15 protein-coding genes are annotated in these 12,415 nt (G+C 62.5%); 6 read left to right on the forward strand and 9 right to left on the reverse strand.

Annotated elements, in window-relative coordinates; genetic code table 11:
- Positions 1-67 precede the first annotated feature (67 nt).
- On the forward strand, positions 68-898 hold the full coding sequence (locus tag I6E60_RS11655) for an aldo/keto reductase (protein ID WP_197180464.1): 831 nt from the start codon (positions 68-70) through the stop codon (positions 896-898).
- A 163-nt stretch (positions 899-1,061) separates the two neighbouring features.
- The gene (locus tag I6E60_RS11660; protein WP_197125793.1) at positions 1,062-1,505 is read left to right on the forward strand and encodes a hypothetical protein; all 444 of its coding nucleotides are present in this window, start codon (positions 1,062-1,064) and stop codon (positions 1,503-1,505) included.
- Here I6E60_RS11660 and I6E60_RS11665 read toward each other — a convergent pair.
- On the reverse strand, positions 1,502-1,774 hold the full coding sequence (locus I6E60_RS11665) for a hypothetical protein (protein WP_197180466.1): 273 nt from the start codon (positions 1,772-1,774) through the stop codon (positions 1,502-1,504). The genes I6E60_RS11660 and I6E60_RS11665 overlap by 4 nt on opposite strands.
- 198 nt (positions 1,775-1,972) lie before the next feature.
- On the opposite strand from I6E60_RS11665, the gene I6E60_RS11670 reads away from it, so the two are divergent.
- Entirely contained in the window at positions 1,973-3,439 is a 1,467-nt protein-coding gene (locus tag I6E60_RS11670) for an RHS repeat-associated core domain-containing protein (RefSeq protein WP_197180468.1), read from the forward strand.
- Positions 3,440-3,512: 73 nt separating this feature from the next.
- A complete protein-coding gene (locus I6E60_RS11675) occupies positions 3,513-3,806 on the forward strand; it encodes a hypothetical protein (RefSeq protein ID WP_197125682.1) in 294 nt (97 codons plus the stop codon).
- Positions 3,807-3,865: 59 nt separating this feature from the next.
- Here the strand turns inward: I6E60_RS11675 and I6E60_RS11680 are convergent, their stop codons facing one another.
- Positions 3,866-4,636, reverse strand: a complete 771-nt coding sequence (locus tag I6E60_RS11680; RefSeq protein WP_197180471.1) for an MBL fold metallo-hydrolase — start codon at positions 4,634-4,636, stop codon at positions 3,866-3,868.
- Positions 4,637-4,647: 11 nt separating this feature from the next.
- Here I6E60_RS11680 and I6E60_RS11685 point away from each other — a divergent pair, with 11 nt between their 5' ends.
- The gene (locus I6E60_RS11685; RefSeq protein ID WP_197180473.1) at positions 4,648-6,519 is read left to right on the forward strand and encodes a thioredoxin domain-containing protein; all 1,872 of its coding nucleotides are present in this window, start codon (positions 4,648-4,650) and stop codon (positions 6,517-6,519) included.
- Here the strand turns inward: I6E60_RS11685 and I6E60_RS11690 are convergent.
- The 3 genes from I6E60_RS11690 to I6E60_RS11700 form a co-directional block, all read right to left on the reverse strand.
- A complete protein-coding gene (locus tag I6E60_RS11690; RefSeq protein ID WP_197180475.1) occupies positions 6,516-6,773 on the reverse strand; it encodes a type II toxin-antitoxin system RelE/ParE family toxin in 258 nt (85 codons plus the stop codon). The two genes, I6E60_RS11685 and I6E60_RS11690, sit on opposite strands and share 4 nt — an antisense overlap.
- Positions 6,773-7,018 (reverse strand): type II toxin-antitoxin system Phd/YefM family antitoxin, encoded by a 246-nt coding sequence (locus I6E60_RS11695; RefSeq protein ID WP_197125785.1) that lies wholly within the window; start codon positions 7,016-7,018, stop codon positions 6,773-6,775. Before I6E60_RS11695 ends, I6E60_RS11690 begins: the two co-directional genes overlap by 1 nt.
- 101 nt (positions 7,019-7,119) lie before the next feature.
- The gene (locus tag I6E60_RS11700; protein WP_197180477.1) at positions 7,120-7,464 is read right to left on the reverse strand and encodes an HNH endonuclease; all 345 of its coding nucleotides are present in this window, start codon (positions 7,462-7,464) and stop codon (positions 7,120-7,122) included.
- 138 nt (positions 7,465-7,602) lie between these two features.
- On the opposite strand from I6E60_RS11700, the gene I6E60_RS11705 reads away from it, so the two are divergent.
- Complete coding sequence (locus tag I6E60_RS11705; protein ID WP_197180479.1) at positions 7,603-8,085, forward strand: DUF1003 domain-containing protein; 483 nt, start codon at positions 7,603-7,605, stop codon at positions 8,083-8,085.
- Positions 8,086-8,121: 36 nt separating this feature from the next.
- Here the strand turns inward: I6E60_RS11705 and I6E60_RS11710 are convergent, their stop codons facing one another.
- The 4 genes from I6E60_RS11710 to I6E60_RS11725 all read right to left on the reverse strand — a co-directional run bounded on the left by I6E60_RS11710 (position 8,122) and on the right by I6E60_RS11725 (position 12,336).
- On the reverse strand, positions 8,122-8,709 hold the full coding sequence (locus I6E60_RS11710; RefSeq protein ID WP_197180481.1) for a CoA-binding protein: 588 nt from the start codon (positions 8,707-8,709) through the stop codon (positions 8,122-8,124).
- Positions 8,710-8,711: 2 nt separating this feature from the next.
- Positions 8,712-10,016, reverse strand: coding sequence for an O-acetylhomoserine aminocarboxypropyltransferase/cysteine synthase family protein (locus I6E60_RS11715; protein ID WP_197125747.1), 1,305 nt, complete (start codon positions 10,014-10,016; stop codon positions 8,712-8,714).
- A gap of 71 nt (positions 10,017-10,087) precedes the next feature.
- The gene (locus I6E60_RS11720) at positions 10,088-11,764 is read right to left on the reverse strand and encodes a dolichyl-phosphate-mannose--protein mannosyltransferase (RefSeq protein ID WP_197180483.1); all 1,677 of its coding nucleotides are present in this window, start codon (positions 11,762-11,764) and stop codon (positions 10,088-10,090) included.
- Positions 11,761-12,336 carry a TetR/AcrR family transcriptional regulator gene (locus I6E60_RS11725; RefSeq protein ID WP_197125742.1) on the reverse strand — a complete coding sequence of 192 codons (576 nt, stop codon included), beginning with the start codon at positions 12,334-12,336 and terminating at the stop codon, positions 11,761-11,763. The genes I6E60_RS11720 and I6E60_RS11725 overlap by 4 nt, the downstream gene beginning before the upstream one ends.
- Positions 12,337-12,415 lie beyond the last annotated feature (79 nt).

Here is a 12,415-nt window from a genome sequence, read left to right on the forward strand (position 1 = left end):
TTGCCCGTTCGCTGGGAGCGTGATCTGCGAGGGTGGAATCGTCAGTTGTGAGTGGCAGGATGGGGACATGACTGTTCCCCAGATTGAACTCAACGACGGCAATTCCATCCCGCAGCTCGGGTTCGGAGTCTTCAAAGTTGACCCCGCAGAAACCGAGCGCATCGTCACTGACGCGCTTGAGGTTGGCTACCGCCACCTCGACACCGCCATGATTTACGGCAACGAGCAGGGTGTCGGCAACGCCATCAAAGCCTCGGGCATCCCGCGTGAAGAAATCTTCATCACGACGAAGCTGTGGAACAGCGACCACGGCACCGACTCTGCTCGCGACGCCATGGATCTCAGCCTTGAAAAGCTGGGTCTCGACTACGTCGATCTGTATCTCATCCACTGGCCTCGCCCCGACCTCGACCGTTACCTTGAGACCTGGCTCACCATGGAAGAGCTCAAGGTTGCGGGCAAGACGCGTTCGATTGGTGTCAGCAACTTCCACCGCCCGCACCTCGAGAAGATTCTTGCGGGAAGCGAAACGGTGCCCGCAGTAAACCAGATCGAGCTTCACCCCGCGTTTGCTCAGCGCGAGCTGCGCGCCTATGGTGCCGAGCTTGGCATCCACACTGAGGCCTGGGGCCCGCTTGGGCAGGGCAAGTACGACCTGTTCAGCGAGCCGGCGTTGCAGACCGCTGCCGCAGCCCACGAGGTTTCGCCTGCTCAAGTTGCGATCCGTTGGCACCTGCAGAGCGGCATCATCGTGTTCCCCAAGTCGAACTCGCGCGAGCGTATGGCCGAGAACTTCGATGTCTTTGGTTTCGAGCTTTCTGCGGATGAGATGGCATCGATTGATGCGATCGATCGCGATCAGCGTGTGGGCACGAACCCCGACGAGGCTACTTTCTAGGAAAGCTTCGCGCTTCGTATCGAGGCCGGCATCCGCACTCCTTTCGGTGAGCGGATGCCGGCCTCTGTCGTGGGGCCGCTGGTACGCTTGAGCTTCACAGAGTGTTGCTCGGGTCGATTGACGTGCGCGCAACACCACAAATTGAGCGGCGAGGACCAGAGTCATGACAAACCCCGGTCTCTATCAGAGCCCCACCGAAGGCTGGGCGTTCATTCCGTTTCTGGGTGCCGTTGCCACTTTTGGAATTGCCGTAATCGCTGTCCTGTATTGGCTTGCGGGGCCTGGCCGCAAATTCCGGCTCCGAGCGCTTGCGCTCACCGTGCTGGCGATTGCCGCCGGAACGGCCAGCGCGCTTGGCTTGATCGCAACCGCAGCCAGTTTCGAGGAACGCGATATTGCCGCTTTCGCGGACTACACGACTGCCGTGCAGGAATGGGCGGCGGAAGAATACGGTGTCACTCTCACCGACGATGACGTGCTCGATATGAGCCAGGGACGGCCGGCCGTGGTCGATCGTTACGGCTCCGACTGGCGGGTACTGCTCGAGGTTTCAGCGGTGAATGGCGACGTGGAGTTTCACGAAACTCGTGAGATCCCTAGTCCTTAATTCTCGATTGTGACGGCAACTCCCGGCGGCGTCTCCACGAGCAACCCCGTGCCCGCGAACGCAGCCTCGAGGTCGGCGCGGGTTTCGGTGAAGTGTTCCCACCCTTCGGTGTGAAGGCCGACCACGTGGCTAACGCCCAAGATGCGGGCGGCTTCTGCGGCATCCGCTGATGTCAAAGTGAGAGGACCGTTGACGGCGGAGATGCGGGCAGCACCTGCGAAGAGCACGGCGATGCTGATGTCGGGGAAGCGGTCGGCGATCTGCTGCACGAGCGGCAGGGAGGTGTTGGCGCCACTGACATAGATGGTGGGTTCGCCCTCGGCAGCAGCCTGGGAAGTATTACCCGTGATGAGGCTGGTGCGGGTACTGGTTTCAGTTGGACTTTCCCGGATTCAACGGTGGTGTCGGATTCTGTGGTGCGGTCGCAGTCGGGCCGGATCATTCAGAACAGTTTGTCGGATTCGTGGGTGGCTGATCCGCGTACGGAAACCTCTACCTACACCTTCGATGGTGCCGGTCGTCTAACTGAGGCGGTCATCCCGAGTCATGTGCTGTCGTATGGTTTCGGCGACACCACGTGTGGTGCGGGTGCGAGTGATCTTGCCGGTCGTAACGGTAACCGCACGTCGTTCTCGGATGTGAAGGATGCCGGCACTCCGATCACAACGGACTACTGCTACGACGGGTCTGACCGGCTGTTGTCGACGGCTGTGGCGGGTGCTCCGGCGGGGGCGAACACTCTGCTGTCAACAAATCTGGGTGCGGCAACTTTGACGTATGACGCTCATGGCAACACGACGAGGTTGGCTGATCAGCAACTGTTTTATGACGCCGCTGATCGGCATATGAAGACGGTGTTGGATGACGGGACCGAGATCAAATATCTGCGGGATGCGACGGGGCGGATTGTTCAACGCAGCTCCACAGCACCCGGTGCGGCGGAGGCGGAGGTTATCCGTTACACGTTCACTGCTGGTGGCATGTTCGGTGTGTTGGATGCTGCCGGTGTGCTGGTTGAGGAGACCCTGTCGTTGCCGGGCGGGGTGAGCGTGTCACTGCCGGCGGCCGCGGATGCGAAGTGGTCGTACCCGAACCTGCACGGGGACTCGATCATCCTCACCGACCATGTTGGTATTCGGGTTGGTGTGCGGGCGGCGTTTGATCCGTTCGGGCAACCCATCGACCCGGTCACCGGCGATATCGGAACGGAGGTTGCGGATGACGCGGTCACTGACACTTCACCGGGCGATGCTGATTACGCGTTCGTTGGCCAGCATCGGAAGTTGTATGAGCATCAGGGGTCGATCGCGACGATCGAGATGGGCGCCAGACAGTATGTTGCCGGGCTCGGCAGGTTCCTGGAAGTGGACCCTGTTGAGGGTGGGGTGACGAATGCTTATGACTATCCGGCTGACCCGATCAACAAGCTGGACCTCAGTGGCGAGATGACTGCGGATAGGGCGGAGCGTTACGGAACTAAAGCTCGAGTAATGTTCCAAGCCAATCGACCTCTTCCTCCGTGTACGACTTCGCGATCTTCGGTTTGTGGTCACTTCATTGCCGCACCCCGCCCTGTTCCAGTGTCAGCGGCTCAAAACGATAAGAACTGGGCAAATTTTGGTCTTGGGTTATCCGCGGTAGCAGTAGCCACTGGGGTGGTCTCGCTTGCGCTCGCGGCGACAGGGGTTGGTCTTCCAGTCGCTGCTGTTTTGTACGCAGTGTCTTCGGCCGCAAATTACGCGGCTGTTGCGATTGACTGTGTCCGCGGGAAGACTGGCATGTGTATATTTGGTCTGGCAACAGTGGGTATGGGCTTCGGCCTCGGAGCAGCGGTGCGATCTGCGCCTGTGGGGTTGCGTCAAAGCTTGACAATCGGAGGGATATTCGATGTGCCAATCGGAACGGTCACATCGTTCCAATACCTTCAAGAGTAGGGGGGCAGTTTTGTCTACTAGTGGTCGAGTTGAGTTGTGGCCGGGCTGTTCTGCTCGCCGCTTACATCAGACGATGCGCTCGATCGTGATTTGGAGCGTCGTCTTGATGGCAGTTTCGCTAGCGTTGGTCGTGGCGGGAACTCAAGGCTTTGATTTATTGCTGTACATCGGGCTCGCGAGTTTCGGACTCGGTGCTTTCGCTGCGCTTTGGGTCCAGCTATTGGGATATAACCGAGTGGAAGCAAGAGAAATTGTCGAAACCAGTAAGGGCTATAACACCATCAGTAGCCGTCGATACGAGTTGCCGCTTGTCGACGACCAGACAGGCATTGTGCTGAGAGCGGCTCGTAAATCGCCAGTGGGCTAAGCGTTGCTAGAGCATCGTCAATAGCAACTTCGCATGAAGTATCGCGCCGACGGAGTTCTCTACGCTTCCGAGGCCAAACGCCCAATCCCCACCGCAACCCCCGGCGGCGTCTCCACGAGCAACCCCGTCCCTGCGAATGCAGCCTCGAGGTCGGCACGGGTTTCGGTGAAGTGTTCCCACCCTTCGGTGTGGAGGCCGACCACGTGGTCGACGCCCAAGATGCGGGCGGCTTGCGCGGCATCCGCTGACGTCAAAGTGAGAGGACCGTTGACCGCGGAGATGCGGGCAGCACCCGCGAACAGCACGGCGATACTGATGTCAGGGAAGCGGCCAGCGATTTGCTGCACCAGCGGCAGGGAAGCGTTATCGCCGCTGACGTAGATGGTGGGTTCGCCCTCGGCCTGCAACACGAAACCGGTGACCGGGCCGACGCGCGCTTCCGCACCGGGAGGGCCATGCAGGGCCGGCACTGCGGTGACGGTCACGGCGCCGACTTCGCGGGATTCCCAGGAGTCGAGACCGACAACACCGCCGCCGAAGAGGTCAGAGCCCGCCTTCATGGTGCTGATCGTCAGCACGCCCGTGGCGAGAAGTTCGAGTCCCTCGTAGTCGAGGTTGTCTTGGTGTTCGTGATGCGACAGCAACACCAGATCGACAGCGCCAACATCCGCTCGGCTCAGTGCTGGACCCGCCGTCTTGGTGAGCGGCACACCGCCCTCGTCGGGGTAGAGCTGTGGGGCATCGAAGGTGGGATCAGTCACGATGCGCAATCCCGCATATTCGAGCAACGCGGTGGGGCCGCCAATGTAGGTCACGGTCAACTTCGACATACTCTGAGACTATGCCCAATCGTCTGGAAACTGCTGCGAGCCCGTACCTGAGATCACACGCCACCAATCCGGTGGACTGGTGGGAGTGGTCTGCCGAAGCTTTTGCCGAAGCGGAACGCCGAGATGTGCCCGTGCTCGTCTCCATCGGCTACTCCACCTGTCACTGGTGTCACGTGATGGCGCGCGAATCTTTCAGCGACCCCGTGCTGGCCGCCTACCTCAACGAGAACTTTGTGGCGATCAAAGTCGACCGCGAAGAGCACGCCGAAGTGGACTCAACCTATTTGGCGGCGGCATCCGCCTTCACGCCCAACCTGGGCTGGCCCCTCAACGTGTTCGTCACGCCCGCGGGGCGCGCCTTCTTCGCTGGCACCTACTGGCCGCCGACCGCTGTCGGGCAGCATCCGGCATTTCGACAAGTGCTCGAATCGGTGACGGACGCGTGGACGGCGCGACGTGAGCAAGCGGAGACGAGCGGGGCCGCGATTGCCCAGGCGCTCGCCCAGAGCCGCGGTGTGGAGAGCGAACTCGTCACCGACTTTGCTGACGTGATCGATGCTCTTGCTGCCGCCGAAGATCTCGAGCATGGCGGATTCGGCGACGCCCCCAAATTTCCGGTCACGCCGGTGCTGCGATTCCTTCTCGATCGCGGTGCCCGCTCCGCCGAACACTCGCCCGAGGCAGCCGGTCTCGCCGACCGCACGCTGAAGGCAATGGCGGCATCCGCCCTGCGCGACCCGGTCGATGGCGGCTTCTTCCGCTATTCGACCCAGGCCGACTGGACCGACCCGCACTACGAACGCATGCTCTACGACAACGCCCAACTGCTTGCCGCCTACGCGCTCGCCGACTCCGCCGAGATCGCCACCGGCGTCGCCGAGTTCTTGCGCGACCGGTTGCTGCTGCCCTCGGGCGCCTTCGCATCAGGTCTCGACTCCGAGAGCACCGTCGACGGCAAACGCGTCGAAGGCTTCTACTATTCGCTGGATGCCGCGAGCCGCGCCCGCGTCGAAGCCCCGCCCCGCGACGACAAAATCCTCACCGGCTGGAACGGCCTCGCCATCGAAGCTCTCGCCTTGGCTGGCGCTCGTTTCGGCAACGCCGAGTGGATCGCGCTGGCTCGCGGTGCCGCTGACTTCCTGCTGACTGAGCATGTGCGGGGTGTGGGGGCGGGGGAGCGGCTCGTGCGCACCTCTATTGACGGCATCCTCTCCGACGCGGCTGCAACCCTCGAAGACAGCGGAATGCTCGCCCAGGGCCTGCTCGAACTCTCGATCGCGACCGGCGAGGTTCGCTACGCAATCGCCGCCCGCGACCTCATCGAGGGAGCGCTCGCCGCCGGAGCCGCAGGCTCGGGAAGCTCGCCCTTCGGCCTCCCCGGCGGCAGCGACTCCGTGCTCGCCGCGCAGGGCCTGTCGACCGAAGCCGACATCAGCGACGGAGCCCACCCCAGCGGCCTCAGCGCTATGGCCGCCGCCGCGCACACCCTCTTCGCGCTCAGCGGCGACGCCCAGTACCGGGATGCCGCCGAGGCGTCCATGAAACTGGTCGGCCAACTCGCAGCCCAGCAGCCCATTTCGTTCGGAACCGCCCTCACCCTCATGTCGGAGCTCGGTGCGCCGCTTCGCCAGCTCGTCGTCGTCACCGGGGATGGGGTGACCGGCGAACTCACGAGTCTGGCCCGCACGCTGCACCGCGCTGGCGGCATTGGTGTCGCGGCCTCGCAGGCTCAGGCCGACGCGTTTGCGGCATCCGGTTTCGAGCTGTTTGCTGCCCGCACCGCGACGGACGGCCAGCCGACGGCGTACCTCTGCGAAGAATTCGTGTGCCGGCTGCCACTCACGGATGCGGCTGCGTTGGAGGCACTGCTCGGCGCGAACTAGCGCTCGTAGACGTCGCGCCGATGCCCGAGGGTGACGACAACGACGAGCAGCACCTCATCCTGAATTGTGTAGACGATGCGGTAGTCGCCAATGCGCACGCAAAAGCCGGGGCGCCCCTGAAGCGCCTTGGCGCCGGGAGGTCTCGGGTCGTGGCTGAGAAGCGCTATTGCGCCGCGAATTCTGTCGCGATGCTGATGATCAACTCGTGTGAGGGCGCGCGCCGCGGCGGGCGTCACCTCGATGCGATAGGCCACTACCAGCCCAGATCGGCCTTGACCTGATCCCAGGGAACATTCGGGCCCTCGTCGGCCATCGCCTCGTCGAAAGCGGCAACGTCTTCAGCATCTTCTAGCGCGTCCATCATGCGCTCATACTGCTCGGGGCTCACGACAACGGCCGCGCGCTGTCCGCGTCGCTCGATGAACACAGCTTCGCGCTCAGAGGTAGCGATGACCTCGGAGAAGTTCTTGCGGGCATCCGCGATGCTGGTGGTCGACATGGCTCAATTGTACGTTTTGATGTTTCAAATGTACATCTCTCGTGCGGGGGGCGGCTAGTAATACCGCGCCGGGAGCCCGCTGGGGCAGTAGCGCCGCCGAGCTACAGAATCCCGAGCGCCTGCCGCACGTGCACATATTGCGTGAGGAAGGCGCGCTCGTCGAGGCTTTTACGGCGCATCCACGACGTCACTTCGCTGTTGCTTTTGCTCGCGTTGCAGGAGCCGCACGCGGGAACAACGTTGCCGACGGTATAGCTGCCGCCACGGGAGATGGGTTGAACGCAGTCTTTCTGCAGGGTGGAATCAGCAGCGGTGCAGTACGCGCAGCCGCCCCACTCGCGTTTGAGCGATTCCCACTGCTCAGCGGTGAGATCGTTGTCGGCAGCGTCGACCCGGCGTTTGCGGCGTCGTGCAGCACGCGCCCGTCGAGTCTGAGCCACAGCCATACCGCTAAGTTACTGCACGTCTGCAGGTCTGCACGTCTGCACGTCTGCAGCGCTACACCGCGTCGCCGCTCGCGCGACCGGTCATCACAACCGTCGCGGCGAGTGACGTCAGGACATCACCGATCTAGGCTGTGCTGCATGAAGATCTTGAGCGCGCGAAAAGCACCCCGCAACTGGCACCGAGCCCACAACGATTCGCTCACCACCGGTCAACGAGCCGCTGATCGACTGCGCAACTCGATGGGCAGTTGGGCGTTCGTCATCAGCTTTATGGCATTCATGCTGATTTGGGCGGCGGTCAATTCCCTCACGGCGGCAACGTGGGACCCGTATCCCTACATTCTGCTCAACCTGTTCTTGAGCATGTTGGCGGGCCTTCAAGGCGCGATTCTGCTCATTGCCGCGAAGCGACAGGACAGCATCTCAGCCGCGCTCGCCCAACACGACTACGACGTGGATGCCGCGGCGAAAGCCGACATCGAAGAAGTGTTCGCGCTCAACCAACAGCAGTCGATTGTGATCGCGGAGCTGCACGAAATTCTGAAACGCCTCGATGAGGATCGCGCGGCGTGGATCAGCGTGCGCGAGAAGCTCGGCGGAGATTCGACTCCATCGGCCTAGCGTGCTGCGCCCGGCCGGACCTGCTCCAGCGTCGGACTAGCGCCCCGCGCGACGGGACGAGATAACCCCGGTGTCGAAACCCATGAGGTTGAGGCCGCCGTTGAACCGGGCGTGTTCGACCTTGAGGCAGCGGTCCATGACGATGGTGAGCCCCTGCGATTCGGCGTAGACGGCAGCTTCTTCATTCCAAATTCCGAGCTGCACCCACACGGTCGGATTCTGGCCATGCAGTGCTCCGATCGCGAGTATGTCCTCGATGACGGCGGGGATGTCGCTGGCTTTGCGAAACACGTCGACGATGTCGGGCACTTCGGGCAGCGACGCAAGGTCGGGGTATGCCTTCTGGCCCAGAATCGTGTCGGCGTTGGGGTTCACGAAATACACCCGGTAGTCGGTGGACTGCAGCAGGTAGGTGCCCACGAAAGAACTCGATCGCGAGGGATTGGGGGAGGCCCCCACAATCGCAATTGACTTCGCACCGCGCAGGATCGCGGCACGTTTTTTGGCATCCGGTCCCACCCACGTGCGCTGCGACTTGAGCAGCTTGGCGAGCGGGGAGCTGGCGGGCAGATCACAGGTGAGCCCGTTGCTGAGCTGGGTGGTCTGCACTTCTTCTGACGACATCCTTAGCCCTTCACTGCGGTGGTCAATGCCTGATCGAGATCGGCGATGATGTCTTCGGGGTCTTCGATTCCGACGCTGATGCGCACAACGCCGGGCAATACGCCGCCGTCGATGAGTTGCTGCTCGGTGAGCTGCGCATGCGTCGTTGATGCGGGATGAATCACGAGCGTTTTTGCATCACCAATGTTGGCAAGGTGGCTGGCCAGCTCAACGCTCTCGATGAACTTCTGGCCGACGGCCCGGCTGTTCTGCGTTCCCGCGCCGCGAACCTCGAAAGAGAACACCGAACCGGCACCCTTGGGCAAATATTTCTGCGCACGCTCGAAATGCGGATGCCCCGGCAGGCCAGCCCAGTACACGGTTTCGATGCGCGGGTCGGCCTCGAGCCACTCGGCAACGATGCGCGCGTTGTCGACGTGAGCTTGCATCCGGAAAGGGAGGGTCTCAACGCCGGTCGCGAGTAACCAGGCCGAGTGCGGAGCAAGGGCGGGCCCAATGTCGCGCAACTGCTCAGCGCGCAGTCGGGTGAGGAAGGCGTATTCCCCAAAGTTACCGCTCCAGTTGAGGCCGCCATAGCTGGGAACAGGCTCATCGAAGAGGGGAAAGTGCTCGTTGGCCCAGTCGAAGCGGCCGCTCTCGACGACGACACCGCCGAGAGTGGTGCCCGCGCCGCCAAGAAACTTGGTGGCCGAGTGAGTCACAATATCGGCGCCCCACTCGATCGGGCGGCTCAAATACGGGGTCGCGACCGTCGAATCGATCACGAGAGGAATGTTGTGGGCATGAGCGACCTCGGCAAGGCCCTCAATGTCGGCGATCTCGCCGGAGGGGTTCGCGATGGTCTCCGCAAAGATCAGCTTCGTCTTTGGGGTGATCGCCGCCGCATAGTCGGCAGGGTCGGAAGAGCGCACAAAGGTGGTCTCGACCCCGAAACGGCGCAGCGTGACATCCAATTGCGTAATCGAACCGCCATAGAGATTGGCACTCGAGACAATGTGATCGCCAGCACCTGCAAGAGCCGCAAAGGTGATGAATTGCGCGCTCAGTCCACTGCCGGTGGCCACGGCGCCGAGGCCGCCCTCGAGCGAAGCGACGCGCTCTTCAAAACTTGCGACCGTCGGATTGGCCAGCCGGGAATAGATGTTGCCGTACTTTTGCAGAGCGAAGCGGGCTGCGGCATCCGCGGTGTCGTCAAAGACGTAGGCACTGGTCTGATAGATCGGCAGAGCGCGAGCGCCCGTCGCCGCATCAGGGATGTTGCCCGCGTGAATTGCACGCGTGCGGAAACCATAGTCGCGATCAGCCATGGCTTCAGGCTACAGAAACGGATGCCGCCAGCGGTCTTTCGGCGTAACAGAACGCCACGAAAGTGGTCGGTCTAGATCCACGTCGGCAGCCACCAGCGCAGCCGCAGCAGGTCGTAGTCGATGGTTTGGCCGGTCCAGAGCGGCCAGAAGAACACGCTGACCGCGATGGCGACGACGACAAAGACGGCCACGACGCCGAGCCCGCTCGTGCGTCGATAGCGATCGTCGTCGGGTCTGCCGATGATCACCCCGAGCGCCGCCACAAGCGCCAGTATCAGGTACGGCTCGAACACGATTGTGTAGAACTGGAACACGGTGCGGTTCAGGTAGAGCAGCCACGGCAGGTAGCCGGCGGCGACGCCCATCAGAATGAAGCCGGTCTGCCACTGGCGGTAGCGCACCAGTCGGTACACGAGGTACAGCATGGCCGCGGTCGCAGCCCACCAGATAATGGGGTTGGCGATTCCAGAGATAGAGGCACCACAGGCATCCGCGAGACAGCCGTCGTCGCCGCGGGATAGGTTTTCGTAGAACATGCTCGTGGGCCGGATAAGCAGTAGCCAGGTCAGCGGGTTTGCCTGATACGGATGTGGTCGGCTTTCGCCCACGTGATAGCTGTAGACGCTCGATTGAAAGTGCCACAGGCTTTGCAGGTCGAGAGGCACCCAGCTGAGAGCGCCGGTCCAGGCGTTGCCGTCACTTTCGGCCCAGTTGCGGTCGTAGCCGTTGTCACCGATGAACCAGCCCGTCCACGTGCTGAGGTACACCAGTAGCGCAATCGGCACGGTCAGGAGGAAGCTGACGGGGGCTTGCTTGAAGAGGGTGCCGGAGCCCCAGAAGATGATGCCGGCCTGGCGGCGAGCGAGGGCATCCACCACCAGGCTGTAGACGGCGAAAGCGGCCAAGAAGTAAAGGCCGTTCCATTTAACGGCGGCGGCAAGCCCGAAGGCGACGGCGGCGAGGATGAGCCACGGGCGCCACCACAACGCAGGCCCCCATTCGGTGCTCTTGCCGCGGAGCCCGCGGCGACTAATCCACACTGCCAGCCGCGTGGCCGATTGCTCGCGATCGAGCAGCATGGCGCCGACCCCGAGCAGGGCAAAAATCATCACAAAGTTGTCGAGCAACGCGACCCGGCTCATGACAATCGCGTTGCCATCGATCGCCATCAGAAGCCCGGCGAGAGTCGCCAGCAGGGTGGAGCCAAACAGTTTCTTGGCGATCAGCATGAGCACCATGACCGCGAGAATGCCGACGATGGCGGTCGCAATACGCCACCCGAATGGATCTTCGCCTCCGCCCGGCAGCATGCCCAACCCGATCAGCCACTTGCCGAGCGGCGGATGCACCACAAACGACGGGTCGTTCAGAAAGATGTTGACCTTGCCGCTGTTGAACAGGGCATCCGCTTCGGCTGGCCACTGTGCCTCGTAGCCGAGGTTCACGAGCGTCCACGAATCTTTCACATAAAAGGTCTCGTCAAATACCAACGACGACGGATGCCCGAGGCCCACCAGTCGCGTGAATGCCGCGATCAGCACCACAATCGCCGGCCCAGCCCAGCCGAGCCAGCGCCGGGTCAGTGGACTTCGCGCCGCCCACCAGTGATCGAGCCTCGAGCCCTCGTCGGCGGCATAGTGGCGGCCAGAGGCCTCCGAAACTGAGGCAGCATCGGTATTTTCCAGCGCCCTCGCCGACGACTCGTCCGACAGGATGTCGTCGAAGTCGCGCGGGTTCGTCTGGCTCACTCGGCAATCGTACTCAGCGCGGAGCGATCGTGGGGTGCAGTGAAGGTCTGCCAGATCCAGTCGGCGGCGGTGCTGGCGGAGGGGCGCGGAGTCATGGCGAGCCACACCTCGATGATTCCGAAGGTGGCGCCGGTGACGCTGGCGCTCGCGATGTCGAGGCCGAGTCCTTCAGGGGCTGCGGGGTCGTGGTCGATGATTCCTTGGCGCACAAAGAGGTTGAGGCGGGCGCGCAAGCGGGCGGCAACGAGGGCTGAACCGCGGGGACCGAGGGCGCTTGTGTACACGGCGGCGTTGGCGTCGACGTGAGAGAGATAGCTGAGCAGTGCGGGCGGCGGAGTGGGGCTGAGGGGGTCGAGGTCGGCCAGCTGAACCCCGGCGTCATCGGCGGCAGCTTCGATCGCGAAGGCGAGCAGTGTCTCTTTATCGGAGTAGTGCTGGTAGAAGCTGCTGCGGTTTACGCCCGCACGTTCCACGATCTGGTTGACGGTAACTTCGTCAAAGGGGTGCTCTTGAGTGAGGGCAAAGAGGGCGTGTTGCAGGCTTTGCCGGGTTCGTTCGACGCGAGCATCCATCCGTCGATCATGGCAGAGATACCCCGCAAAGGGGTGAGTTTTCCGACAAGTGTTGGAAAACTCAGGCTAGGAGACTTAG

This window comes from Salinibacterium sp. SWN167 (assembly GCF_015864665.1).
Classification (GTDB): domain Bacteria; phylum Actinomycetota; class Actinomycetes; order Actinomycetales; family Microbacteriaceae; genus Rhodoglobus.